Annotated in this window: 26 protein-coding genes; 12 read left to right on the top strand and 14 right to left on the bottom strand. The window is 62.2% G+C overall.

What is annotated here, in order from left to right; translation table 11 throughout:
• The first annotated feature begins 52 nt into the window (after window positions 1–52).
• Entirely contained in the window at window positions 53–742 is a 690-nt protein-coding gene (locus V1471_RS09985) for an NAD-dependent deacylase (RefSeq protein WP_434288431.1), read from the top strand.
• A 225-nt stretch (window positions 743–967) separates the two neighbouring features.
• On the opposite strand, the gene V1471_RS09990 is transcribed toward V1471_RS09985, so the two are convergent.
• The 5 genes from V1471_RS09990 to meaB all read right to left on the bottom strand — a co-directional run bounded on the left by V1471_RS09990 (window position 968) and on the right by meaB (window position 4179).
• Window positions 968–1519, bottom strand: coding sequence for a 2OG-Fe(II) oxygenase (locus V1471_RS09990; protein WP_434288433.1), 552 nt, complete (start codon window positions 1517–1519; stop codon window positions 968–970).
• Window positions 1520–1666: 147 nt separating this feature from the next.
• Window positions 1667–2140: a copper chaperone PCu(A)C gene (locus V1471_RS09995; protein ID WP_434288434.1), complete on the bottom strand. Its 474-nt coding sequence runs from the start codon at window positions 2138–2140 to the stop codon at window positions 1667–1669.
• A gap of 41 nt (window positions 2141–2181) precedes the next feature.
• A complete protein-coding gene (locus tag V1471_RS10000) occupies window positions 2182–2529 on the bottom strand; it encodes a hypothetical protein (protein ID WP_434288435.1) in 348 nt (115 codons plus the stop codon).
• Between the two features lie 136 nt (window positions 2530–2665).
• Complete coding sequence (gene rpmB / locus V1471_RS10005) at window positions 2666–2953, bottom strand: 50S ribosomal protein L28 (protein WP_066710480.1); 288 nt, start codon at window positions 2951–2953, stop codon at window positions 2666–2668.
• A gap of 248 nt (window positions 2954–3201) precedes the next feature.
• On the bottom strand, window positions 3202–4179 hold the full coding sequence (gene meaB, locus V1471_RS10010; protein WP_434288438.1) for a methylmalonyl Co-A mutase-associated GTPase MeaB: 978 nt from the start codon (window positions 4177–4179) through the stop codon (window positions 3202–3204).
• 97 nt (window positions 4180–4276) lie between these two features.
• Between meaB and V1471_RS10015 the strand changes: the two genes are divergently transcribed.
• Both V1471_RS10015 and hrpB read left to right on the top strand, forming a co-directional pair.
• Complete coding sequence (locus V1471_RS10015) at window positions 4277–4954, top strand: DUF3108 domain-containing protein (RefSeq protein WP_434288440.1); 678 nt, start codon at window positions 4277–4279, stop codon at window positions 4952–4954.
• A gap of 52 nt (window positions 4955–5006) precedes the next feature.
• Window positions 5007–7421: an ATP-dependent helicase HrpB gene (gene hrpB / locus V1471_RS10020; RefSeq protein ID WP_434288441.1), complete on the top strand. Its 2415-nt coding sequence runs from the start codon at window positions 5007–5009 to the stop codon at window positions 7419–7421.
• A 91-nt stretch (window positions 7422–7512) separates the two neighbouring features.
• Here hrpB and V1471_RS10025 read toward each other — a convergent pair whose 3' ends face one another.
• Both V1471_RS10025 and gndA read right to left on the bottom strand, forming a co-directional pair.
• Window positions 7513–8940 (bottom strand): TrkH family potassium uptake protein, encoded by a 1428-nt coding sequence (locus V1471_RS10025; RefSeq protein ID WP_434288442.1) that lies wholly within the window; start codon window positions 8938–8940, stop codon window positions 7513–7515.
• Window positions 8941–9019: 79 nt separating this feature from the next.
• Window positions 9020–10441, bottom strand: a complete 1422-nt coding sequence (gene gndA / locus V1471_RS10030) for an NADP-dependent phosphogluconate dehydrogenase (protein WP_434288443.1) — start codon at window positions 10439–10441, stop codon at window positions 9020–9022.
• A gap of 189 nt (window positions 10442–10630) precedes the next feature.
• Here gndA and V1471_RS10035 point away from each other — a divergent pair, with 189 nt between their 5' ends.
• On the top strand, window positions 10631–11089 hold the full coding sequence (locus tag V1471_RS10035; RefSeq protein WP_434288444.1) for an NUDIX hydrolase: 459 nt from the start codon (window positions 10631–10633) through the stop codon (window positions 11087–11089).
• 116 nt (window positions 11090–11205) lie between these two features.
• Window positions 11206–12687: an inorganic phosphate transporter gene (locus V1471_RS10040; RefSeq protein ID WP_434288445.1), complete on the top strand. Its 1482-nt coding sequence runs from the start codon at window positions 11206–11208 to the stop codon at window positions 12685–12687.
• A gap of 119 nt (window positions 12688–12806) precedes the next feature.
• Here the strand turns inward: V1471_RS10040 and argF are convergent, their stop codons facing one another.
• From argF to V1471_RS10060, 4 genes are all read right to left on the bottom strand, one after another.
• The gene (gene argF / locus V1471_RS10045) at window positions 12807–13736 is read right to left on the bottom strand and encodes an ornithine carbamoyltransferase (protein WP_434288447.1); all 930 of its coding nucleotides are present in this window, start codon (window positions 13734–13736) and stop codon (window positions 12807–12809) included.
• 19 nt (window positions 13737–13755) lie between these two features.
• Window positions 13756–14922, bottom strand: coding sequence for an aspartate aminotransferase family protein (locus V1471_RS10050; protein WP_434288449.1), 1167 nt, complete (start codon window positions 14920–14922; stop codon window positions 13756–13758).
• A 283-nt stretch (window positions 14923–15205) separates the two neighbouring features.
• Window positions 15206–16021, bottom strand: coding sequence for a trypsin-like serine peptidase (locus tag V1471_RS10055; RefSeq protein ID WP_434288450.1), 816 nt, complete (start codon window positions 16019–16021; stop codon window positions 15206–15208).
• Between the two features lie 92 nt (window positions 16022–16113).
• Window positions 16114–16926, bottom strand: a complete 813-nt coding sequence (locus V1471_RS10060; protein ID WP_434288451.1) for an ABC transporter permease — start codon at window positions 16924–16926, stop codon at window positions 16114–16116.
• 223 nt (window positions 16927–17149) lie between these two features.
• On the opposite strand from V1471_RS10060, the gene V1471_RS10065 reads away from it, so the two are divergent.
• The 4 genes from V1471_RS10065 to V1471_RS10080 all read left to right on the top strand — a co-directional run bounded on the left by V1471_RS10065 (window position 17150) and on the right by V1471_RS10080 (window position 19441).
• On the top strand, window positions 17150–17740 hold the full coding sequence (locus V1471_RS10065) for a GcrA family cell cycle regulator (RefSeq protein WP_434288453.1): 591 nt from the start codon (window positions 17150–17152) through the stop codon (window positions 17738–17740).
• A gap of 24 nt (window positions 17741–17764) precedes the next feature.
• Entirely contained in the window at window positions 17765–18172 is a 408-nt protein-coding gene (locus V1471_RS10070) for a hypothetical protein (RefSeq protein ID WP_434288454.1), read from the top strand.
• 113 nt (window positions 18173–18285) lie between these two features.
• Window positions 18286–18693, top strand: coding sequence for a hypothetical protein (locus V1471_RS10075; protein ID WP_434288456.1), 408 nt, complete (start codon window positions 18286–18288; stop codon window positions 18691–18693).
• A gap of 175 nt (window positions 18694–18868) precedes the next feature.
• Complete coding sequence (locus tag V1471_RS10080; protein ID WP_434288457.1) at window positions 18869–19441, top strand: YceI family protein; 573 nt, start codon at window positions 18869–18871, stop codon at window positions 19439–19441.
• Window positions 19442–19515: 74 nt separating this feature from the next.
• Here the strand turns inward: V1471_RS10080 and V1471_RS10085 are convergent, their stop codons facing one another.
• Both V1471_RS10085 and V1471_RS10090 read right to left on the bottom strand, forming a co-directional pair.
• Window positions 19516–20721 (bottom strand): cytochrome b/b6 domain-containing protein, encoded by a 1206-nt coding sequence (locus V1471_RS10085; RefSeq protein WP_434288459.1) that lies wholly within the window; start codon window positions 20719–20721, stop codon window positions 19516–19518.
• Between the two features lie 138 nt (window positions 20722–20859).
• Window positions 20860–22113, bottom strand: a complete 1254-nt coding sequence (locus V1471_RS10090; protein ID WP_434288461.1) for an OmpP1/FadL family transporter — start codon at window positions 22111–22113, stop codon at window positions 20860–20862.
• A 244-nt stretch (window positions 22114–22357) separates the two neighbouring features.
• Here V1471_RS10090 and rimO point away from each other — a divergent pair, with 244 nt between their 5' ends.
• From rimO to V1471_RS10105, 3 genes are all read left to right on the top strand, one after another.
• On the top strand, window positions 22358–23761 hold the full coding sequence (gene rimO, locus V1471_RS10095; RefSeq protein ID WP_434288462.1) for a 30S ribosomal protein S12 methylthiotransferase RimO: 1404 nt from the start codon (window positions 22358–22360) through the stop codon (window positions 23759–23761).
• Between the two features lie 256 nt (window positions 23762–24017).
• On the top strand, window positions 24018–25076 hold the full coding sequence (locus V1471_RS10100; RefSeq protein ID WP_434288464.1) for a type I restriction endonuclease: 1059 nt from the start codon (window positions 24018–24020) through the stop codon (window positions 25074–25076).
• A 72-nt stretch (window positions 25077–25148) separates the two neighbouring features.
• Window positions 25149–25541, top strand: coding sequence for a rhodanese-like domain-containing protein (locus V1471_RS10105; RefSeq protein WP_434288466.1), 393 nt, complete (start codon window positions 25149–25151; stop codon window positions 25539–25541).
• Here V1471_RS10105 and V1471_RS10110 read toward each other — a convergent pair.
• On the bottom strand, window positions 25538–25888 hold the full coding sequence (locus tag V1471_RS10110) for a YigZ family protein (RefSeq protein WP_434288468.1): 351 nt from the start codon (window positions 25886–25888) through the stop codon (window positions 25538–25540). The genes V1471_RS10105 and V1471_RS10110 overlap by 4 nt on opposite strands.
• Between the last annotated feature and the right edge of the window lie 14 nt (window positions 25889–25902).

Below are 25902 nucleotides of genomic sequence, written 5' to 3' on the forward strand. Positions count from 1 at the left end.
ACCCTTGTCCGCCAGACCGACGCAAGGCAGGGTGAAGAAAAAGGAGGGCGCGATGAAAGGCGGGATTTTCATATTGTCGGGCGCGGGACTGTCGGCGGAGAGCGGCCTCAAAACCTTCCGCGCCGCAGACGGGCTTTGGGAAGATCACCGGGTCGAGGATGTCGCGACCCCCGAAGCCTTCGCCCGTGATCCTAAGCTGGTTCAGCGCTTTTACAACATGCGCCGGGAGCAGGCGGCCAAGGCCGCACCGAATCCCGCCCACCGGGCACTCGCGCGGCTCCAATCCGAATACGATGCCCCGGTCTATCTCGTGACCCAAAACGTCGACGATCTGCTGGAACGCGGCGGGGCGCGGGACGTGATCCATATGCACGGCGCGCTCAAGGATGCCCTGTGCGCCGCCTGCGGTCATCGCTGGGCGGCCCCGATGGTGATGAATGTCGAAGACCCCTGCCCCGCCTGCGGCACACCCGCGACCCGGCCCGACATCGTCTGGTTCGGGGAAGTCCCCTATCATATGGACACCATTCAGGACGCGCTCGAGGACAGCGATCTCTTTGTCTCGATCGGCACGTCGGGTGTCGTCTACCCGGCGGCCGGTTTCAGCCAGATGGCGCGCAGCCTTGGTATCCGCACCATGGAGCTGAACCTCGAGGCCTCCGGCGGGCGGTTCGACGAGGTCCGCGAAGGACCGGCGAGCACCGTGGTGCCCGATTGGGTGAATGAAATTTTGGCCGACTGAGCGCAGCTGAGTATTTGCACAGCAAAGGAAACCCGAATGCGCCCCGGCCGCCGGTTCATGGCACTGTCGCGTCACCGGAAGGGGTTTCGGCCACACGGGCCGGGGCGTCTCCTTCGCTGACGGTCATCGGCGCTCCCGCCTGTACCGCAAAATCACCTTAATCAGATTAAGGTTAACGCCCCGTTGACGGACCCAGGCTTTGCGTTTCCTTTGCTGGTAAAATACTCACCGAAACGCCGGGCCATGCACCCAGGTCGAAAGGGAAAAGCGTTCGCCCGAGGTCACGGGCGTCACCCGGTGCAGCACGAAGGACGGAAAAAGCACCGCGGCCCCCTTGGCGCGGTCCGCCTCGCGGATATTTGCATCCGGTTGAAGCTCCAAAGCGCCCCCCTCGTACTCCGCCGGATCGGAAAGCTGGATCACCATGGTCAGCTTGCGCTTGGACGCCAGAGCGCCCTCGCCGATGTCGGAATGCCATGTGAAATGCCCCTGCCGCTCGGCGCCGTAACGCGCGACCTGCGGGCTTTCGCCGAATTCGGTCAGCGCGAAATCGAAATGCGTGCGGTTCGCCTCGGCGACCAAACGCATGATGCGCTCCATGATCCAGTCCCCCCCGGCACGCTCGTCGAGCCACGCCAGATCGGCACGGCGCAGGTTATGATCGGAACGGTTTTTCACCAGCCCCGCATCCGAAAGCTCTTCTTCACGCGCCAGCGTGACGATCGCATCACATTCGGCAGGCGAAAAGGCCTCCGGGAACGCATAGACGCTCAACATGATCTGTCTCTTCAACTGTCAAGAAAGGGCGCGGGCCGGTCTATAATGTTCCGTCTCGCTCAAGGCGTCATCTAAGCCTTTTTTCGATCCGCGCAAGAAAAAAGGCACGCGCCGGAACGCGTGCCTCCTGTCTCCAATTTGGGCGGATCAGTTGCCCATGTTGCTGTGATCCATCGGCATGGCTGCCTCGCCACGCTCCAGATCGACCGGGATCTCGACAGTGATGTCTCCAGCCTTCTCGAAGGTCAGGGTCACGGTCACGGTGTCGCCCTGAGTCATCGGCTGCAACAGCCCCATGAACATGACGTGATCGCCGCCGCGAGCCAGCGCATGGGTGCCATGGGCCGGGATCTCGAACCCTTCGGGCACATGGACCATTTTCATGATGCCATCGCCCATATCCTTATGGGTGTGCAGCTCGGTCACTTTGGAAATATCGGATTTTGCATCGATCAACCGGTCCGCCTCGTCGCCGGTGTTCTCGATGATGAAGAAGGCCGCGCCCGCCTTGGCCATCATGCCCGAAGAGCGGGCGAAGGGGTCGACGATGTTGATGTCGGCGACAGCGGGCAGAGCGAAAGCGCAGGCGGCAAGCCCGGCCAGAAGGGTGGATTTGAACATGTGCGGTCCTTTGGGTCTGATATTTGAAAACGAAGGGAAAATCAGACCGAAGGCGGCGCGCGGGCACAGGCGTGGGGCGGGACCGTGTCATGACCACGGGCGGCAAAGGTCGAGGGCGTGAAGCGCAGCATATGCTGCACAGGCGGTTGCAGGTCGAATGCATCCGCGAGCCCGGCGATCACGCTCAGAGCACAGTCGGGACAAATGTGGCTCGGGCCGATCGGTTGACCATCTGCATCCGTGAGCACGGTAATCGGTCCCGTGCCGGTGCAAAGCACCACCGCACCCGTCGCATCGCGCATGGTGCCCCGCGCCACGGCCATGGACTGGGACGTGACGATGAGCAGGAACGCGACCAGAACGGCCTTTATCGTGCGGGTGATGCGCATGGTGGAGGCACTTTAGCGATCCGTTCCCGAAAGAAAAGGGGGCAAATATCGGAACCGGGCCAACAAGAAAACCCCGCGAGGCAAAGCTCACGGGGTTCAATCTTTGGGAAAATCCGAAAGGATCTCGCAGAAAGGCTTAAGCGGCGGCTTGGGCCTTCGCGATGTCTTTCTTGATTTTCAGCGCGTTGTCGGACAGCTCTTCGTCGCGGGCTTTCGCGAGGAAGGCGTCGAGACCACCGCGGTGGTCGACGGAGCGCAGAGCCGACGCAGAGATGCGCAGCTTGAAGGAGCGGCCGAGGGTTTCCGAAATCAGCGTCACATCGTTGAGGTTCGGAAGGAAACGGCGGCGGGTTCTGTTTTTGGCGTGGCTGACATTGTTGCCAGTCATCGGGCCTTTACCGGTCAGTTCGCAACGACGCGACATGGGTTCATCCTCGTTTCTACTTTCGAAAGCAAAAGCTCTCGCAGTTTAAAAGACTCGTTTCTGTCTTATTCGGCCCTCTTTTACGCGCCCCCGCCCCGGACGCAAGTCCGAAAAGCGGCGTGAAACACGGGGAAAGACCGACTTCCAACAGAAAAGGACACAGCTATCAAGCCGCGCCCAAAATTCAGTTTGCGGTGCATAGGCGATCCGGGGAGAATCGTCAAGCCTCTTCCCGAACCGAACCGGCTTCAATGCCCGCGCAAAGCTGTCAGGACATCCGCAGCCGCATGGCCCGGCGTGATCTCCCCTCTGGCGACCTTGCTCGCCAGCCCGGAGATCATCGACTTCAAAGGCTCTTTCTCAAGCTGCGACAAAAGCCCGTGCCGAATGTCCTGCGCAAACCAGTACTCGGCCTGTTCCGATCGACGCTTGTCGAAGAACCCGTTCTCACGCCGCCAGTCGATGAGCGTGTTCATCTCGCCCCAGGCCTCTTGCAAGCCCTTCTCTTCGATTGCGGAAACCGTCATCGCCTTGGGAAAATCCATCGGGTCCTGCGGACGTTTACGGATCAGCCGGAGCGCCCCCGCATAATCGGCGCAGGTGCGTTGCGCCGCGGGTTTGAGATCACCGTCGGCTTTGTTCACCAGAATCAGATCGGCCATCTCCATGATGCCGCGCTTGACGCCCTGCAACTCGTCACCGCCCGCTGGCGCCAAGAGCAACAGGAACAGATCGGACATCTCGGACACCACGGTTTCCGACTGCCCCACCCCCACGGTCTCGATCAGGATCAAATCGTAGCCCGCCGCCTCGCAAAGCGCCACAGCCTCCCGCGTACGCCGCGCCACACCGCCAAGTTCGGATTGCGAGGGCGAGGGCCGGATAAAGGCGTTCTTTTCCCGTGACAGCAATTCCATCCGCGTCTTGTCGCCAAGGATCGAGCCGCCAGAGCGCGAGGACGACGGATCGACGGCCAGAACCGCCACCTTCAGCCCCTCGCGGATCAGCATCATGCCAAAGCTTTCGATAAAGGTGGACTTGCCCACCCCCGGCGTCCCCGACAACCCGAGCCGCAGCGCCTGACGCCCGCACTTGCCGATCTCTTCCATCAACGTGATCGCCTTCGCCCGGTGATCTTCCCGCGCGCTTTCGACCAGCGTGATCGCACGGGCCAGAGCGCGACGATTTCCGGCCACGATCTCTTCGGCGAGCTGTTTTATTTCCATTACACTGTTCCGGCAAATTGGACGCAAGTTCACGCTGTTTTCTCCTGTGCCCGGAGCGTTGTCTACCCCCGCCTCCCGATTTGCGAGTGTTCGTGCCATGGCGTTGCGCCTTCTCCTCCCGCTTCTTCTCCTCGCCCAGCCGCTTTTTGCCGCAGACCGTCAGATGCGCTATGACATTCATCTCGGCGCGCTCAAGGTCGGCCAGCTCGGCCTTGCCGCCGACGAAACCGCCCGGGACTATGCCGTCACCGCCCGGTTTCGCGACGCGGGGCTGATGGCGGCGTTGGTGAACATCCGCTTCGCCGCAACGGTTCAGGGCAAGGTGCAGGACACCCGGTTCCGCCCCCTGCGCTACGAAGAGGACATCGACACCGGACGCAGACAGAGCCGCGTCCGGCTCGCCTATGACAACGGCCACCCGCAGGTCGTGACCTATGAGCCCTCGGCACCGCTTCTGATCCGCCTCGCCGATCAACACGGCACGCTCGATCCTCTGAGCGTGCTTTATACCCTGCTGCGCGACAGCCCGCAGCCCTGCGCCACCACCCTCAACCTGTTCGACGGACGGCGTCGCAGCGCGGTGACCCTCTCGGAGATGCAGGACCTCACCTGTCAGGGCCGCTACAGTCGCATCGCAGGCTTCAGCGCCGAAGAGATGGCGGAGCGGCGCACCTTCCCCTTCACCTTGCACTACGCGCGACAGGACGGGACCTATCGCCTGATCGCCGCAGAGATCGAAACGCTTTGGGGAACCGCGCGCCTCACCCCACGGTAAGGCCCGTTCACGCCCCCTTTTCGGCTGCGCAGCTTTCCCGCATAAGGGGGGCATGTTTACGCCCCGCCTCCCCATCGACGACGCGCTCGATCCGCTGATTTCCGCCGTGAAAACGGCAGGCCGCGCCGTGCTCATGGCTCCCCCCGGGGCCGGCAAGACAACCCGCGTGCCGCTCGCACTTTTGCCCGAGGTGACCGGCAGGATCGTCATGTTGGAACCTCGTCGCCTCGCCGCGCGCTCCGCCGCCGAGCGCATGGCGGAGACGCTGGGCGAACGCGCGGGCGAGACCGTCGGCTACCGCATCCGCGGCGAGGCGAAGGTGTCGAAAACCACCCGGATCGAGGTGGTGACAGAAGGCATCCTGACACGCATGCTGCAATCCGACCCGGAACTGACCGGGGTCGGCGCGGTGATCTTCGACGAATTTCACGAACGCAGTCTGAACGCCGATCTCGGACTCGCTCTCGTCTGGGAGGTGCGACAGGCCTTGCGCGACGATCTCGTGCTGATCGTCATGTCGGCCACACTCGACGCGGACCCCGTGGCGGCCCTGCTCGACGATGCTCCTGTGGTGCGCTCGGAGGGGCGCGCTTATCCGGTCGAAACCCGCTGGCTCGATGCGCCCCTTCCCAAGATTCAGCGGCTGGAACAGACGGTCGCCGATCTGACGCTCCGCGCGATCTCGGAAGCCCCCGGCTCCGCTCTCGTTTTCCTGCCCGGAGAGGGCGAAATCCGCCGGGTTCAGATGCTGCTCGAAGGCCGGGTCCCCAAGGATTGCGCCATTCGCCCGCTGTTCGGCGCGATGAAATTCGCCGACCAGCGCGCCGCCATCGCCCCCGCCCGGGAGGGCCGCAAGATCGTACTGGCGACCTCGATTGCCGAAACCTCCTTGACCATCGAAGACGTGCGCATTGTCGTCGACGCGGGCCGGGCGCGCCGGGCACGGTTCGATCCGTCCTCGGGCATGTCGCGCCTCGTCACCGAACGGGTCTCCCGCGCCGAAGCCGAACAGCGCCGGGGCCGTGCGGGCCGCGTCTCCGACGGGGTCTGTTACCGGCTTTGGACCAAAGGCGAAGAAGGCGCCCTGTCCGCCTTCGCCCCCGCCGAGATCGAGACCGCAGACCTCACCGGCCTCGCCTTGGAACTCGCGCTCTGGGGCGCCTCCGAGGCGGATCTCGCCTTCCTCACGCCGCCCCCCGCCGGCCCTCTGGCAGAGGCGCGCGCCCTGCTTCACGGCCTTGGCGCGCTCGACGGCGAAGGTCGGATCACGGCCCATGGCAGGGCTTTGGCGGCGAAACCGCTGCACCCAAGACTTGCACATATGCTGCAAATTGCGGGTGCACAGGCCGCAGAACTCGCCGCACTCTTGAACGAACGCGATCCTTTGCGGGGGGCAGGCGCGGATCTGTCCCTGCGCATGCGGGCGCTCACGTCTCCCGGCACGGCCGACCGCGGCGTGATCGAGCGTGTCAAACAAGAAGCCAGGCGGCTTACGCAAGGCCTGCCACAAGCGGCCTTCATGAGCCTTGGCGAAATGGCCGCGCTCGCCTACCCCGACCGGATCGGCCTGCGGCGTCCCGGCGATCAGCCGCGCTATCTTCTGTCCGGCGGCAAGGGCGCGGTGATGGCGGAAAGCGACGATCTGGCTTCCTCGCGTCTCATCGTCGTCACCGACACCGACGGTGCGGCGCGGGATGCCAAAATCCGGCAGGCCGCCCAGATCGGAGAAAGCGAACTGCGAGGCCTCTACGGCGATCAGATTGCATGGGTCGAGGTCTGCGACTGGGACAGGCGCGAAAAACGCGTGGTCGCGCGCAGGCGCGAGATGTTCGGCGCGCTCATCCTTGACGACCGGCAATGGAAAGACGCGCCCCCGGAGGCCGTCGCCCGCGGTGCGCTTGTTGGCCTGCGTCAGATCGGCCTGCCCTGGACCGATGCCGCGCGCCGCTTTGCCGCCCGTGTCGCGCTGATGGGTGCGGATTACCCCGACATGACCGACGCCGCTCTCTTGGATCATCTCGAAGACTGGCTTCTGCCCTACCTCAAGGGCGCGAAAACCGAGGCCCAGCTCCGCGCTCTCGACATCACCGAGGCGCTGCGGGGCATGCTCGACTGGGATCAGATGCAACGGCTCGACCGGGAGGTTCCCGGCGCGTTTGAAAGCCCCGTCGGGCGTAGGTTGCCGATTGATTATTCGGGCGAACATCCCGAAGTCACCGGGCGATTGCAGGAATTTTTCGGCACCAGGGTGCACCCCACCGTCGGCCCGAAACGCGTACCCTTGAAGGTGGTTCTGACCTCTCCCGCACATCGTCCGGTTCAGGTGACGATGGATCTGCCGAATTTCTGGAAGACCTCTTATGCCGACGTGCGCAAGGACATGCGCGGGCGTTATCCGAGGCACCCTTGGCCCGAGGACCCGACAGAGGCCGATCCGACGCTGCGCGCCAAACCGCGTGGCACCTGAAAAGCTTTCGTTAAAGACTGTGACAGTCCTGAGAGAGAAATGTGACAGCGTTTTAACCTTTGCCGGGCCGTTTATGACAAAGCGTTAAACCTTAGCGCGCCGACACAAGCTCCCGCCAGAACAGCGGTGCAAACAGCGCATAGACCGTCGCCATCTCCAGCCGTCCGAGATACATGCCGAAGGTCAGCACCAGCTTCGACGGCGTATTCAGCGTCGCGAAATTGCCCGCCGGTCCGATGATGTCGCCCACACCGGGACCGACATTCGCCAAAGCCGTCAGAGCCCCCGAAGTGGCTGTGGACATATCCTGACCAAAGAAACTCAAAAGCGAAGCGAGTACACCGAATGTGGCGGCGTAGAGCACGAAAAACGCGATCACGCCGGACAGCGCATCCGGGGACACGGGGCGGCCTTCGTATTTCACGAACGTCACCCGGTGCGGCGCATAGCTTTGCCGGATCTGCGCCTTGAGCGCCCGAAACGCCACAAGCCAGCGCATCGCCTTGGCACCGCCCGCGGTCGACCCCGTGGCCCCACCCGCCGCCGTCAGGACGAAAAACGCCGCCACCGCGAAAGGCCCCCAGAGCGTGTAATCGGTGGTCGCATAGCCCGTCGTCGTAACCACGGAAATCACGTTGAACGCCACCAGCCGCAGCGCATCGAACAGCCCCTCCCCCCGCGTGATCATCAGCCAGAGCGACAGCCCCCCGATGCTCACCGCCAGCGAGACCAGCATGGCAGAGACCTGTTCAGACCTCCAACGCCCATGCCGCAGCCCCCTGATATACCAGGAAAACGGCAAGGCGCCGAAGAGCATGAACAGCGTGCAGGTCCATTGCAGGAACGCGCTGTCGAAATGGCCGAAGGAGGCGTCATAGCCGGAATATCCGCCCGTCGACAGCGTGGTCATGGAATGGGTGATGGCGTCGAAGGGCGACATGCCGCCGACGAAATAGAGCAAGGCGCAGATCACGATCAGGGCGAAATAGATCTGCAACGTGGCGGAGGCGAACATGGTGGCGTTGCGCAATTCGCGCTCGCCGGTCTCCGAACTTTCCGAACGGAACAACTGCATGCCACCGACCTTGAGGATCGGCAAAAGCGCGATGCCGGTGACGATAAAGCCGACACCGCCCACCCCTTGCAGAATGGCGCGCCACAGGATGATGCCGCGCGGCGTGTCGTCGAGCCCGGACATGACGGTGGAGCCGGTGGTGGTGATCCCGGACATCGCCTCGAACAGGGCATCGGTCAGCGAAAGATCATAGGCGTAGAGCGGCAGCGCACCGCACAGGGCGGCCACCATCCAGACAGAGGAGGTCAGAAGAAAAGTGTGCAGCGGGCGCAGATCTTCTGTGCGCGGCGAAGATGCAAGCGCAAGCGCGCCCCCCATGAAGCCGGTCAAGAGTGCCACTTCCTCAAAGATCATCGAGGTGTCGGGAAAAATCAGCGCCACCACCCCCATGAGGGCAGCGAAGAAGACCATCACCAGACCGTTGATGAAGATGACGAAACTCATGCGCGTCTCTCTCGCACCCGGGGAGTCGGGCATAGGGATGAGAAATCACAAAACCCGACGTCCATGCAAGGGTGCCTCATCAGCTGTGCGCCACACTCCCGGCCCATGGCCCGTGTTGCCCCGCGCCGCCATCGGTCCGTTCGAACCCATGCGCACCGAAGAAATCGCGCTGTGCCTGAATGAGATCGGTGGAGCCCCGCCCCTGTCGCATCGTGTCGAAATACGCGAGCGCATTGGCAAAGGCCGGCACCGGCAATCCCGCGGAGGCCGCATAGGCCACCGTGCGCCGCAACGCTGTGCCACCCTCGCGGATCAGCCCGGCGAAACGCGGCGCAAAGATCAACTGGCCCTGCGGCAGCCCCTCGCGGATCGCAGAGGCCATATCATCGAGAAGGGCGGAGCGGATGATGCAACCCTCGCGCCAGACCTCGGCGGCAGTGGCGAGATCGAGGCCCCAGTCATATTGATCGGAAGCGGCGGCGAGAATTTTAAAGCCCTGATCGTAGGCAATCATCTTGGCAGCCAACAGCGCCTGTTCCAGATCGGCATCCGAGGGGATCGGCAAGCCCTCGCCCCCCAAATCGCCGAACAACGCCTGCCCCGCCTGCCGCGTCTCCTTTTCCGACGACCAGGACCGGGCTGCGACCGCCGCTTCGATGGTGGAGGGCGACTGCCCCAACCGGATCGCCTCGATCGCGGTCCAGCGCCCGGTGCCCTTTTGCCCCGCCGTGTCGACGATCACATCGACAATGGGCCGACCGCTCACCGGATCATCGGTGCCGAGCACACGCGCCGAGATTTCCACCAGATAGGAGTTGAGCGGCCCCTCGTTCCATGCCGCAAACAGCGCCCCGATCTCGCCGGGCGCACGCCCCGCCCCGTCGCGCAGAAGGCCATAAACCTCCGCGATCATCTGCATATCGGCATATTCGATGCCGTTGTGCACCGTCTTGACGAAATGCCCCGCCCCGTCCGGCCCGAAATGCGCGGCACAGGGGACGCCCTCATGTTTGGCGGCAATCGCCTCGACGATGTCGCGGATCACGGCATAGCTCTCCGGGTTGCCGCCGACCATGATCGAGGGCCCGTGCCGCGCCCCCTCTTCACCACCCGACACGCCCATGCCGATAAAATTGAGGCCCTTGTCACGCAGAGCGGCCTCACGACGGCGGGTGTCGTGGAAATCGGCATTGCCCGCATCGATGATCATATCGCCCGCCTCCATCAGCGGCACAAGCGCCTCGATCACCGCATCGACCGGCCCGCCCGCCTTGACCATGATGATCACCGCGCGGGGTTTGGCGAGCGAGGCGATCAGCGCCTCATAGGTTTTCGCAGGCACGAGGCGTTCCGCAAGATCGCCCGCCGAGGCGACAAAAGCATCGGTCACGGAACCGGTGCGGTTGAACACAGCAACCGGGAACCCCTTTTCGGCGATGTTGAGCGAAAGATTGGCGCCCATGACGCCGAGGCCGACAAGACCGATCCGAGCCTGAGACATGGTCCGGCAACTCCTTCTTTTGTCAGATGAAACGCGGCGCGCAACCGGGAGAGATGCGCGCCGAAACACCTGCTCAAAGATAAGGCAATCCGGCTTTGCGACAAGCATTTCCCCAAGAAAACTTGCAATTTCGGAAATCCTGCCCTATGTATATACGCAATATAGACATAACAGGCACATCATCATCCCATGGCAACTTTGCTCAAATCCGCCTGGACAGGCGTCTTCGACCCTCTGCTGCGCCGGCCCGACCGCGTGCAATCCGCCGCTCTGTGCTGGCGCAAGGGCAAGAAGGGCAAGGAAGTGCTTTTGATCACCTCGCGCGACAGCGGGCGCTGGATTCTGCCGAAAGGTTGGCCGATCGACGGGCTCGACGGCGCCGGGACTGCGGCACAGGAAGCCTGGGAAGAGGCCGGGGTCAAACCTGCACGGGTGAAACGCCAGCCGGTGGGCCTCTACCACTACATCAAGAAACTCGACAACGGCCTGCCCGCGCCGGTGGAGGCCACGGTCTATCCGATCGAGGTCGACCATCTCGAGGGCGATTTCCCGGAAAAAGGTCAACGTCAACGCAGCTGGATGAGCCCGAAACAGGCCGCCTCTCTGGTCGACGAACCGGAACTCAAGGACCTGTTGCTCGGTTTCTGAGCCAATGCCTCCCGCTTCATCTTCGTCATGACGCGCTCCGAAAGGCTTGCAATGCAAGGCCGGGCAGGTTAGCGCTGCGCCCGCTTGTAACGGTTTTATGACAAAGCGGAGCGCCGATGTCGGAGACGGAAGATCACGGAAAACAGTGGAAGACGCTGGACAAGGACCTGAACCGGATCACCCAGTTCGAGTCCGCCACCTTTCACATCGCCCGCCCCATGGTCGGTCTCGGTGTGGCGCTGGCCTTCATCATCGTCGCGGGGCTTCTCGCCGCCTTCCTGTTCGGCGGTCAACCCGGCTCCGCCGTGGTGATCGCCGCCGCCGCTCTGGGCGCCTATATGGCGATCAACATCGGTGCCAACGATGTCGCCAACAACATGGGTCCTGCGGTCGGCGCCAACGCCCTGACCATGGGCGGGGCCATCGTCATCGCCGCACTCTTCGAAAGCGCAGGCGCGCTCCTTGCGGGCGGCGACGTGGTCTCGACCATCTCCAAGGGCATCATCGACCCGACCGCCATGGCCGACACCCGGATCTTCATCTGGGCGATGATGGCAGCCCTTTTGTCCTCCGCCCTCTGGGTCAACCTCGCCACCTGGATCGGCGCGCCGGTTTCCACCACCCATGCCGTCGTCGGCGGCGTCATGGGCGCAGGCATCGCGGCGGCGGGTTTCGGCACCGTCAACTGGGCCTCCATGGGCACGATCGCCGCAAGCTGGGTGATTTCGCCGCTTTTGGGCGGTGTGATCGCCGCCGGTTTCCTGTGGTTCATCAAGGCGCGCATCATCTACAAGGACGACAAGATCGCCGCCGCCCGCGTCTGGGTTCCGGTGCTGATCGGCATCATGATGGGCACGTTTGCCACCTATCTGGCGATCAAGGGGTTGAAACAGATCGTTCATATCGACCTGTTGACCGCCGTGCTCATCGGTCTCGCCGTGGGCGCGCTGTCCTATGTCGGCTCCGCGCCGCTGATCCGGCGGCAGTCTCAAGGGCTGGAGAACCGCAACAAATCGCTCAAGGCGCTGTTCGGCCTGCCGCTGGTGATCTCCGCCGCGCTGCTGTCCTTTGCCCATGGCGCCAACGATGTCGCCAATGCCGTCGGCCCTCTGGCCGCCATCGTGCATGCCAATGCCGAGGGCGGCTTTGCCGGAAGCGTCAATATCCCCCATTGGGTCATGGTGATCGGCGCGTTGGGGATTTCCTTCGGCCTCATCCTTTTCGGCCCGAAGCTCATCCGCATGGTCGGCAGCCAGATCACCAAACTGAACCCGATGCGTGCCTATTGCGTCGCGCTCTCCGCCGCCATCACCGTGATCCTCGCAAGCTGGCTCGGCCTGCCGGTCTCCTCCACCCATATCGCGGTCGGTGGCGTCTTCGGCGTCGGCTTTTTCCGCGAATGGTATCACGAGAAGCGCCTCGACGAGACCGCGCGTTCCAAGAAGATCACCCGCATCGCCGCCGAGGAGCGTCACCGCCGCAAACTCGTGCGCCGCAGCCATTTCATGACCATCGTCGCTGCCTGGATCATCACCGTCCCTGCCGCCGCCACGATGTCCGCCGTGGTGTTCTGGTTCCTGGCGCATTTCGCAGGCTGATCCGCAAAACAAAAGGGCGCCACACCGGGCGCCCTTTTCCATGTGTAAGACCCGAAACACCAGCCCCCCCGTTGGGGCTCCGTTCGCATATCGGGTCAAAGGCTCCCCCGGAGCCTCTGTCATTTGCCCTCGACGCACCACCGCATGATCGCCTTCTGGGCGTGGAGACGGTTCTCCGCCTCATCGAAAATCACCGATTGCGGGCCGTCCATCACCGAATTCGTCACCTCATCGCCCCGGTGCGCCGGCAGGCAATGCATGAACAGCGCATCGGGTTTCGCAAGCGCCATCAACCGACGATCCACCCGGTAGGGACGAAGCTGATTGTGGCGGCGTTCCCGCGCCGAAGCCGGATCGTGCATCGACACCCATGTGTCGGTCACGATGAGATCGGCACCGAGCACCGCCTCGGACGCGTCGCGCACAATCTCGACGGAGGAGCCCTTGGCCCGCGCCTCCTCGACAAAGCCCATCTCCGGATCCAAAGGCTCCGGCCCGGCAAAGGTCAGATCGAACCCGAACTGCCCCGCCGCGTGGATGAAGGAGGCACAGACATTGTTGCCATCGCCGAGCCACACCACTTTCTTGCCCTTGATCGAACCGCGATGCTCCTCATAGGTCAGGATGTCGGCCATGATCTGGCAGGGGTGCGTGCGGTTCGTCAGCCCGTTGATCACCGGCACGGAGGCATATTCCGCCATCTCCAAAAGCGTCTGCTCTTCGAAGGTGCGGATCATGATCATATCGACATAGCGCGACAGAACGCGGGCGGTGTCCGCGATGGTCTCGCCATGGCCAAGCTGCATATCGGCACCTGAAAGCACCATGGTCTGGCCGCCCATCTGGCGCACGCCGACGTCGAAGGACACGCGCGTCCGGGTCGAGGGTTTCTCGAAAATCAGCGCCACCATCTTGTCCTTGAGCGGCAACTCCGCGTCCAAAGCCCCCTTCGGCTTGTCGTGGCGCGCGTTCTTGGTCAGCTTCGCGGTCTCGATGATCCGGTGCAGGTCTTTGGCGGAGGTTTTGTGAATGTCGAGGAAATGGTTCATCTGTTCAGTCTCTTGTCTCTCAGAGCGCCCCGGCGGCGGCATCGATCCGCGACACGGCCTCGGCAATCTCTGCGTCGGAAATGTTCAGCGCGGGCAGAAGCCGCACCACGTTGTCGGCGGCGGGCACGGCAAGCACGCCTTCGGCATAGCCCTTCGCCACCAGATCGGCGGGCGCCACCTTGCATTTCAGGCCCAGCATGAGCCCCTCGCCGCGCACGCCTTCGAACACGTCCGGATGCGCCGCCACCAGCTCTTCGAGCTTCTGCCGCATCAGCCCCGCCTTGCGGTTCACCTCGGCCAGAAACGCCGGGTCGGAGACGATCGACAGCACCTTGAGCCCGATGGCGCAGCCCAGCGGGTTGCCGCCATAGGTCGACCCATGAGTGCCCGCCGTCATGCCCGACGCCGCCTCTTCGGTCGCCAGAACCGCGCCCAGCGGGAAGCCGCCGCCGATGCCCTTGGCAATCATCATGATGTCGGGCGTCACGCCCGCATATTCATGCGCGAACAGCTTGCCGGTCCGGGCAACACCGCATTGCACCTCGTCGAAAATCAGCAAAGCGCCCTTCTCGTCGCAAATCTTGCGCAACAGTTTCAGCGCCTCGTCGGGGACGACACGGATACCGCCTTCGCCCTGCACCGGCTCGATCAGGATCGCCGCCGTTTTGTCGGTGACGTGATCGGCCACGGTCTCCCATTCGCCAAACGGCAAATGCACAAAGCCCTCAAGCATCGGGCCAAAGCCCTTGATCATCTTCTCCGCACCCGACGCGGCGATGGCGGCGGAGGAGCGACCGTGGAAACAGCCCGCGAAGGTGATCACTTCGATCTTCTCCGGCTGGCCTTTCTCATACCAGTATTTGCGCGCCATCTTGATCGCCAGCTCGGCGGCCTCGGTGCCGGAGTTGGTAAAGAAACAGGTGTCGGCAAAGGTCAGCTCGGTCAGCTTGTCGGCCAGAGCCTCCTGCGCCGGGATCTTGTAGAGGTTCGAGACATGCCAGAGCGTGTCGGCCTGATCCTTCAGAACCTGCGCCAGCTCGGGGTTGGCATGCCCCAGCGTGTTCACCGCAATGCCCGCGCCGAGATCGAGAAAACGGCGCCCGTCCGCCTCGATAAGCCAGGAGCCTTCGCCTTTGACGAAGGACAGCGGAGCCCGGTTGTAGGTCGGCAGAACGGAAGAGATCATCGTGTGGTTCCTCTGGAAAAGAGAGGCCTCATGGGTGGCGAAAGCCAGCGGGCCTGTCAACGGTTTGGGGAGTGGTTTGGGGGTATTTTTTAAGGGATTGCGCCGCTTTGGCGCGATTTGTGCCGCGCGGATCACGCCTCGGGCACGGATGAACGGACGTCAGGGACGCATCAGCGTCGACGTCGGCTACCGGAAGCATATGCGCAGGTCATGTTCATGACGGCGCTTTTCGATCAAACCGCCCGCACTGTCAAAGGAAATTTGCGGCGCAACCCGGTGCCGCTCACTCCGCCGAAAGGAATTTCGAATTGCCGACCGCGCGCGTTGAGGTTCCGCCGCCGACCGTGATACGCCGGACCACGGCGGGTTCCGCCCCCGTCGCTCCTCCCTGCGCAAGCTGACGTTTGAGCGCCTCGACTTTCCCCGAAAGCGACATGCCATAGCCGATCCGCTTCCCGCCTGCCTCCCCCTGCGCCGAAACCAGAGAGACAATCGCCAGCCGCCCGTGATCTCTGGCAAAAACCGGCGACCCGGAGGCACCGTAAGAGATATAGCAATCGAACGCATAGAGATCGTCGGAAGCATCGAGAAGATGACAGACCCTCTGAACGGTCATGACGTCATTCTGCGGCTGACCATAGGAGGCGACCGTCAGATCGCCCTCCGGCCCCGTTGGCCCATGCAGCGCGTAAGGCGTGGCCAGCGCCGCGGGGATCGGCGAGGCCAGCTTGACCAGCGCCACATCGCGCCGCAGGTGATCGCCCGTCTCCCGCTCCGCCGTCTCGAACCCCGGCGTCACCGCCACCGCCAGCCCGCGCGAAGCGGCAACATAATCCTGATGGCGCAAACCGGCCCGAAAGGTGATTGTCTCCGGGGCGAGCGGGATCTTCTCGCTGTCCACCACGCAATGCGCCGCCGTCAGCACCAGATCGGGCGCAATCAGCGCCCCGGTGCAGGTGCCTTCCCCGGCCATGTCGAGCCGTCCGACCGCTTCCCAACCGATCTGATCCGCAGCCTCAGACGCCCCGTCTCCCGCCTGCATCGCAAACGGCACGAGACACAGGACAAGAGGACACAGGAAACGCACGCTGAGACCCATCGAAAACCCCGGCAAGTTAAGACTTCCCGGGGTCGATAGCGTGGAAATCCGGCGACAATGGGGCCGCCCGGCATCCCTCTGCGATTTTCACGTCAGGATTTCAGCTTCGTACCGCGTTTGAAAAACTGCCAATCGATGAACACCACCACGGAGGTCACCGCGCTCATCACCGCAAGCCCGATCCAGGGCGAGCTGTCCGAGGTTCCGATGATGCCATAGCGGACACCGTCGATCAGGTAGAACACCGGGTTCAGATGGGTCAGCACCTTGAACCACTGCGGCAAGGTCTCGACCGAATAGAAGGTCCCCGACAGGAAGGACAGGGGCGTGATGATGAAATTGGTGATCGCCGCCATATGGTCGAACTTCTGGCTCACGATGCCCGCCAAGACGCCCAGACCGCCGATGAACAGCGCCCCCAAGAGCACAAAAGCAATGGCAAAAAGCGGATGATGCAGCGGCAGCCCGACGAACACCGCCATCACCGTCCAGATCGCGACGGCCACGACCATGCCGCGCGCCACACCGCCCGACAGATAGCCGATCACAAGCTCGAAAGGCGCCAGCGGCGGCATCAGCGTGTCGACGATATTGCCCTGCACTTTCGAGATCATGATCGAGGAGGAAGTGTTGGCAAAGGCGTTCTGGATCACCGTCATGGTCAGGATGCCGGGGGCGAGAAAATGCACGAAGGGCACGCCCATGACATCGCCGCGCGACGGGCCGATCGCCAGCGTGAAGATCGTCAGAAACAGTCCTGCCGTGACCAGAGGCGCCAGAAGCGTCTGGGTCCAGACCGCGAGAAACCGAGAAATCTCGCGCCCAATGAGCGTGTAAAGCCCAAGCCAGTTGACCCGGCCAAACCGGCGCACGCCCATCTGGAGTTCATTTTGAGCCATTTCCATTGTCGCGCTCCCCTGCTATAGACCCCTGTCTGCGGTTTTCCCCGCGCGCCCGCTTGTAACCGCAAGCGCCGTGCTTAAAATAGGGGGCAGACAGAAATCTCAAGCGCCTGCACTGCAAAACCCCTGTGCAGGATCGTTTCCGTGATCGTATTCGCGATCATCCAAGTGGTGCGGGGCCGCGCCAAAGACTACCACAGGCCCGATGACAACCGAAGGAAGAACCATGTCCTGGACCGATGAGCGCGTCGAACTGTTGAAAAAAATGTGGGGCGAGGGTCAATCCGCCTCGCAGATCGCCAAGGAACTTGGCGGTGTGACGCGCAACGCCGTGATCGGCAAGGTGCACCGTCTCGGCCTGTCGAACCGCGCCGGTGCCGGTGCCGCGCCTGCCGCCAAACCCGCCGCCGCCGCCGTCCAGCCGAAAGCGAAACCTGCCGTGAAGCCCAAGGTCGAGGCCAAGCCGAAACCCGCGGCCCAACCCGCAGCGCAGGACGAGGTGAACGAGGCCTCCCCGAAACCCGCCGTGCCCGCCCGTCGCCAGATCATCCCCGCAGGCCAACCTCTGCCGCCGCAGCCCTCGACCAACGAGATCCCCGCCGAAGCTCTGGCCAAGGTCAACGAGGTCGAGAAAAAGGCCAAGCGGATCTCCGTGATGGAACTCACCGAAAAGACCTGCAAATGGCCCATCGGCGATCCGGCGACCGACGATTTCTGGTTCTGCGGCCTGCCCTCCGTTCCGGGCAAACCCTATTGCGAGGCGCATGTCGGCGTCGCGTTCCAGCCGATGTCCTCGCGCCGCGACCGTCGCCGCTGATCCGCACCCCATCGGGAGAGCCTTGTGATTTTCTTTCTTAAGGCTCTCTTTTTCCTGCACATTCTCTCGCTTATCGTGGGCGCGGGCGCCAATGTGATCATGGGGCTCCTGCTCGCCCGCCTGCCCGCGACCCCTCCCGAACAAAAGCCCGCCCTGATGGGGCTCGCCAGATCCATCGGCCAATACGGGCTTTGGGGGCTGGGCGCTCTGGTCCTGAGCGGATTGGTCATGGCCGGGATCGGCGGCATGACCGGGCTGATCGATCTCCACACCGGATGGTTCGCGCTCAAGCTCGTTTTCGTGGCGCTGCTGGTGCTTTGGAACGTCCTGCGTTTCACCCGCCTGAAAACCTTGGCCCCGAAACGCTTCGTCCTGACAGCACGCTGGCTGATCCTCGCGATTCTCGTCTGCTCCATCGCCAGTTTTCACTGAATTTCAGGCAATGACGAAAAACACCGCCATGCCCGGCGCTTGAGCCGAGTATTCCTGTTGACCTGACGCCCTGCGGCAGAAAACTCTGGTCTCACATTGCTCCAAGAGGTTCCATGCCCCGTTTTCTCTCCCTCACCGCCCTCGCCCTTCTCCTTGCCTCCCCCGCCCTCGCCGATTGCCAGTGGTCGATCAATCGGGGCATCGACAGTTTCAACGACGGAGTGGATCAACAGAACGAGGCTGCCGACATGCTGAACCGGACACGGCAGGCCGCCGAGGCCGGGGACATGATCACGACCTGCTCCCGGATCGAAACCGCCCTGCGTCTGCTCGATGGGGCAAACGACGATTTCTGGGTCACCCAAAGCCAGATGGAAGAGGCGCTGGCCGATTGCAATCCCGATAACAGCTCCGCCATGCAAACGATCTGGGACGTCTATCAGGATGCAAAATCCAAGGTCTCCGAAGTCGATGACTGGAGGGACGAGGTTCAGAGCTACGCCTCCAAACACTGTTATTGAGCGCCGGACCGCCCAAGCGCCAAGTCGGACGGTTTTCACACAGCATTCGCATATTTTTGCATATGCGTGTTTCTTTGCGCACAGACTCTGTTTGGCGCTGCGGAATTTGAGCTTCACGGTCAGCACGCTAGCTTTACAGCCATCTTCAAACCACACTGCCAAAGAAAGCTTTGACATGAAACACCTGCTTCTGACTTCCGCGCTCGTCCTCGGCGCAACCGCCGCTTCTGCCGAACCGGTGAAATACGCCCTCGACGCTTCGCACAGCCAGATCGTTTTCACCTATGAACACCTCGGCTTCTCCACCACCACCGGCATGTTCTCCGGCTTCGACGGCACGATCATGTTCGACGAGGCCGATCCGGCGAACTCTTCCGTCGAAGTCTCCTTTCCGACCGACAGCCTCTACACCGGCTGGGCCGAGCGCACCGCGCACTTCCTGACCGGCGATTTCTTCGGTGCCGAAGAGAACCCGACCATCTCCTTCAAATCCACCTCGATCACCGTCGAGGACGAAAACGAAGGTCTGATCACCGGCGATCTGACCATCAACGGCATCACCAAATCCGTCACCATCGAGGCCGAGTTGACCCAGAAGGGCGAGCACCCGATGATGAACAAGCCCTGGCTCGGCTTCGACGGCGAGCTGACCGTGCTGCGCTCCGATTTCGACATGGGTCAGTATGCGCCCTACATCTCCGACGAGGTCGAAATCGAGATTTCCATCGAAGCGATGCTGGCCGAATAAGCCGCCCCGCCCACGCATTCAAAAGGCCGCCGGAGCGATCCGGCGGCCTTCTTTTGATCCAAATGACCCGGAATTTACTGTCGCACCGCCGTCAGCGTCGTCGCGACCTCGACCGCAAATCCCACGGTGCCCTCATCCGCATAGCCCGCGCCCATGCCGAAATCCCGGCGGTCGAGCGTGCTCGTCCCGCTCATCGTCGCGGTGTCGCCGTCAATCGTCAGGTCGAAAGCCAGTGTCACCGGCACCTCCTGCCCGACCAGCGTCAGCGTCCCCACCGCCTGATGCGATGCGCCCTCGATGCGGGAAATCTCCCCTTCGAACGTGGCGGTCGCATAGGTTTCCGTGTTGAAAAACTCCGGCCCCATAGCCTGTTGCGTCACCGAGCCGAGCGTGAGCGACGTGGTGTCGATGGTGACCGTCACCTCGCCCGTACCCGTCGCCTCGTCATAGGCGATGGCAGCACTCCAGTTCGCGAAACTGCCCTCGACCGGCGCGCCCATTTGCTTGACGGAGATCGTCAGATTGCCCTGATCGACCGTCCATGAGGGCAGATCGGAGGCAAGCTCGGCCTGTTCCATCTGAGCCTGTTCCATCGGCGCGGCGGCCCCATCCGGGCGTTCCGGCGCGGGCATCACGAAGGGAAAGGCCACAACGGCAATCCAGAGCACGGCGGCCAGAACCGGCGGCAGGGCAGAGCTGTGCCCCTCGCCCGCAACACCGGCCTCGCGCCCGGTCAACATCCGGGACAGCACGCCGTCTTTCTCGATCACCGCATGTTTCAGCGCCCCTGCGACATGCAGCGCGACCGTCAGATAAATCACCAGCGCAGAAAGCCCATGTACCGCCCCCGCCATATGCGCGACATCTTCGGATTTCGGCACGAACGGCAGGTCCTGCCCGAACGGCCAGAGGATCGGGGCAAAGCCGGTTTCGGCGGAATGCATCACCCAGCCCGACAGCGGCATGATCACAATCGCGCCATAAAGCATCCAGTGGATCACTTCGGCCAGCAACGTCTCCGCCTTGCGCTCCGGGTGCACCGGCACGGGTTTCGGCTGCGTGATCGCCCAGAGGATGCGCAGCACGGCAAGACCGAGCACGGCTACACCGATGGTTTTATGCGCCGAATAGAGCGTCGCGAGCCCGGCGGCGGTCTCTGCCGTGCGCGGCGTGTTCTCCCCGATCAGCCCGAGGGCAATGTCGCTGAGGATCAAAAGGGCAATCGCCCAATGGAAAAAGCGCGCAAGCGCGCCGTAACGGGTGGCTGTGTTGGTAAGCATGAGGCGACCTGTGTTGCATGCGGTTTACCGCAGCCTAGCCGATACGCCGTCCTCACACATCCAAATCCGCCGCACAGACTCTGTGCGAACAGGCGGAAAGCCCCCGGAGGGGCTTTCTCAAATCCAGCGCCACAGCGATCAGAAGCTGCGGGTCCAGCCAATCGACGCCGAAAGCTGACTCATTTCCAACTCCGCCGTGCCGCCATACATCACCGGCCCGGTGACCGTGTTTTCCGGCACATAGGAGATCGAGAAATCGATCCGGTCGCGGGCATTGATCTGCCGCGAGCCGCCGAAGGTGAAGTGATCCTCCACCACGCCCGGCGCGAGAATGCCGAAGGTCACGTCCTCCGACCCGATCGGGTTCGACGCATGGGCATACCCCACCCGCCAGGTCATGTCGGGCGAGGATTTCCATTCGGCCCCCAGACGGATCACCTCGACATCCTCCCAACCGAACCCCGCTCCGCCATCGGCGCCCAGCGCGCCCGCGTCGGAGGCATTGCCCACGGCCGGTACGTCCGAATAGAAAATCTTCTGATAATCGAGCAAAAGCGCCAGATCGGGCGTCGGCTGATAGGCCAGACCGACGGTGATCGAGGCCGGAATGTCGAAATCTCCACCGCCTTCGAAAAGCCCGGCGTAATCGTCGAATTCCGACATGTCGAATTTCGTCTGCGCCGCAATCCCGAGTGTGAGTTGATCGCTCAGCTCATATTGCATCCCGACCCGGAGCCCCAGCCCGTAGGAGAAATCCAAGCCATTGTTCGTGAGCGCCGATGAATCCATCGACATACTGGAAAAGGCCAAAAGCCCCTTGGCCTCGAAGGCCTGCACCGCCAGCGTCGGCGCAATCCCGTAAGAGAACCGTCCCATCTTCTGCGCATAGGTCACCGAGACGAATAGCTGGGTCAGGTCGACACCCGCCTCGCCACCGCAATAGACCCCGGAACCACCGCCGCAATTGGCGTTGCTCACATCCGGATAAGAGGTGTTCATCCCGCCGTTGCCGTAAGCGGAAAAGTTCACCACCGCCCCGTTCGCGAGCGGCAGGTTATAGGCCGCGTTCGGCACCGGGAAAAACTCCTTGCCGGACTTGACCTCGCCATCGGCGATGAACCCCGTGCCCGTGCCGGTATAGCCCCGCGACGGCGCAAAGGCCTGAAACCCGAAACTCAGCTCGCGCCCCACGCTGGCCACTGAGGCCGGGTTGATCGCACCCGACATGGCGTCCTGCGAATAGGCCACGCCCGCCCCCGCGACGCCCCGCGCCGCCGGGCTGTAGCCCAATGCAAAATATCCTTCCGTGGCCGAGGCGCCCTGCGGCAAAATACTGGCGGCAAGGCACAAGACGACCGGTCCCGCGACACGGGTGTGTTCCATCCTGAACATCTATCATCCTTCCAAGGTTTTCGGGTGATGCCGCGCCTCCTCAAACGCTGCGGCCGCGCCCGAACCCGCACACCGCGGGCCTGTGCTAAAAATTATGGGATCACGCGTCTGTGATCTCCATCAACCTATGCGAATATTTTCGATCCGGCGACGAAATTTTCCGCCGCGACGCGGCAAATCCGACAGGAACGCCCACCTCTTCTGGGGGCTTTCCCGACCCTTTCTTTCGGAGTATATCGCCGCCATGAGCCAGAACCCGCCAAATCTCCGCCCCGACCTTGCCCCGAAGCCCGTCTTCGACACGAACCGCCGTGACGGCCAGCCGACCATCGGCATGGTCTCTCTGGGCTGTCCGAAAGCGCTGGTCGACAGCGAACGCATTCTCACCCGGCTCCGGGCGGAAGGCTATCAGATCAGCGCCGATTATTCCGGCGCGGATGCGGTGATCGTCAACACCTGCGGCTTTCTCGACAGTGCCAAGGCCGAGAGCCTTGAGGCCATCGGCGAGGCGCTTCAGGAAAACGGCAAAGTTTTGGTCACCGGCTGTCTCGGCGCCGATCCCGAATATATCACCGGCGTCCATCCGAAGGTTCTGGCCGTCACCGGCCCGCATCAATACGAGCAGGTCCTCGACGCCGTCCACGCCGCCGTGCCGCCCGCGCCCGATCCGTTCATCGACCTGCTGCCCGCCACCGGCGTCAGCCTGACGCCCCGGCATTTCAGCTATCTCAAGATTTCCGAGGGCTGCAACCACGCCTGCAAATTTTGCATCATCCCGGACATGCGCGGCAAACTGCAATCGCGCCCGGTCCATGCCATCTTGCGCGAGGCCGAAAAGCTCGTCGAAGCGGGCGTCAAGGAACTGCTGGTCATCTCGCAGGACACCTCCGCCTACGGCCTTGATCGCAAATACGAATCCTTCCCATGGAAAGACCGTGAAGTGCGCAGCCACATCACCGATCTGGCGCGAGAGCTGGGGCAACTGGGTGCCGCCGATGACCTCTGGGTCCGGCTCCATTACGTTTACCCCTACCCCCATGTGCGCGACCTGATCCCGCTCATGGCCGACGCAGGCAACGCCGTCCTGCCCTATCTCGACATCCCGTTCCAACACGGCCACCCGGACGTCTTGAAACGCATGGCGCGCCCCGCCGCCTCCACCAAAGTGCTCGACGAGATCGCCGCATGGCGCTCCGTCTGCCCGGACATCACGCTGCGCTCCACCTTCATCGTCGGCTACCCCGGCGAGACGGAGGCGGAATTCCAATACCTCCTCGACTGGCTGGACGAGGCGCAACTCGACCGCGTCGGCTGTTTCCAATACGAAAACGTCGCCGGCGCACGCTCCAACGCCCTGCCCGACCACGTCGCCCCCGAGGTCAAACAGGACCGCTGGGAGCGGTTCATGGAGAAGGCGCAAGCGATTTCCGAAGCCAAATTGCAAGCCAAGGTCGGCAGCATTCAGCAGGTCATCGTGGACGACATCGACGAAGACGGCATCGCGACATGTCGCACCAAGGCCGACGCGCCGGAGATCGACGGGAACCTGTTTATTGACGAGGGGACCGAGGGGTTGAGCGTTGGGGATTTGGTGACGGTCGAGGTCGATGAGGCCGGGGAGTATGATTTGTGGGGGTTGCGGCGTTAAAAAACGCTCTGGGAGAGCGTTTTTAGCCGCAACGCGCGGATGCGTCGAAGACGCGGAGCGCCGGGGATCGTCTAACAATCAGTCCGGGGGAGAGTTTTTACGCGTTTGCGCGCGGAGAACCGGAGGTTCGGAGCGCCGGGGCGGAAATAGAAAACAGTCTTGAGAATTGTTTTCCCGAATGAACGAGATTCGAAACTGTTGATTGAAACAAATTTCTCCTCCTTAATATCCCCAATTGAGATTGGGGGATTGAGGAATGGAATTCAAAGAGCAAATCAAAGAGCTTGCCAAGCGGTCCAAAACCGCGAGTGAAAAAGCTCTCACCGAAGAAGCAACGAAAACCTCTGTCATCCTACCCTTCATTCAGTCGCTCGGCTTCGACCCGTTTAATCTGGACGAAGTCATTCCCGAATATGTCTCGGATGTCGGCACGAAAAAAGGCGAGAAAGTCGATTTCGCCCTCAAGATCAATGGTGAGACCAAAATCCTCATTGAGGTCAAACCGATTACTTCCTCTCTCGGAAACACCCAATATAATCAGCTTTACCGCTACTTCGGAGTAACCGAAGCAAATCTTGCCATTCTGACCAATGGCAGAGAAGCGTGGTTCTTCTCGGACATCGACGCTCCGAACAAGATGGACAAAAAACCGTTCTTCAAATTCGATCTGCAAAAGCACGACGAAGATGAAATCGAAGAACTCAGCCGGTTTCAAAAAGATGTCTTCTCGATTGAAAGCATTCTTGAAGCAGCATCTGCGCTCAAGTACTCGCATGCCGCAGCCCAATATCTTAAAACCCAACTGGACGAACCGGACGACGAGTTCGTCAAGCTGATTGGCCGTAAAATTCATGATGGCATGCTGACCAGAAATGTCGTCGAACAAATCAGACCTGCCATTCAATCGGCCATTGAGATCATTGTAAGGGATCGCATTCAGGACCGTCTGGATATTGCATTCAGACCGAAATCCGATACGCCAAAAACGGACGGTGGAACCACACCTGAAGAACCGAAATCCGACATCATAACGACGGACGAAGAAAAAGAAGCCTTCATGATGGTCAAAGCGATTGCCGCTAAAACCATACCGACAGAGCGGATCACCATCCGTGATGCCAAAAGCTATTGCAGCGTGTTCGTAGACGACAACAATCGAAAACCCCTGTGCCGTTTCTATTTCAACGCGAAATCCAAAAACGTGCTGGGTCTCTTCGATCCGGACAAGAATGAAGAAAAGTTCGAGCTGACAACGCTTGAAGACATCTACAAACATGCGGACGCAATCGCCCAAACGGCCGCGTCTTATGTGTAATGCCTCGGGGACAGCGATCACGTTGCCCTCCCCGCACTGATCAGGTTAACTCTCCCCCAAGAGGAGACCCCCATGCTCAAAAACTACAAAGACCTGCTCGCGAGCGCCCACAAAGTGATCGAGACAATCCCGACGCAAGACGCCATCCTCCTCACGCAGGACGACAGTATCGTCTTCGTCGATCTCCGCGACCGCCGCGAGCTTGAGCGCGAGGGCCGCATTCCCGGCGCCTTTCACTGCCCGCGCGGCATGCTCGAATTCTGGATCGACCCGGAAAGCCCCTATTACAAACCGAAATTCGGCGAGGATAAGAAGTTCGTCTTCTACTGCGCCTCCGCATGGCGCTCGGCGCTGGCCACGAAAACCTGCATCGAAATGGGCTTCACCAACGTCGCCCATGTCGCGGGCGGGTTCTCCGCGTGGAAGATGCATGGCGGGCCGGTCGAAGAGGTCGAGAAACACTAAATCCGGTCGAGGTAATAGCGCACCGCGTCCTGCACATGGCGAAACCGGTCGCCGCCAAGGTGTTTGCCCCCGTACCAGCGCGTCACCACGACGATCTGGCCGGTGACGCCCTCGCGCTCCAGCATGCGCAGGATCACCATCCCCGCACCGCTCTCGCCGTCGTCATTCTTGAGAGGCGTGCCATCCGGCAGCACAACGCCCCATGTGTTATGTGTCGCCTTCGCGAATTTCTTCTTGCGGCACAGCTCTTTGACAAACGCCTTGGCCTCCTCCTCGGACCCACAGGCCCCGCCGGAAACCGCATATTTCGAGCCGCGGTCGGAGATGATGCCGTCATAAATCTGCATGGCGCCTTATAGCC

Origin of the sequence: Celeribacter sp. SCSIO 80788, assembly GCF_051054295.1 — a bacterium.
Lineage (GTDB): Bacteria > Pseudomonadota > Alphaproteobacteria > Rhodobacterales > Rhodobacteraceae > Celeribacter.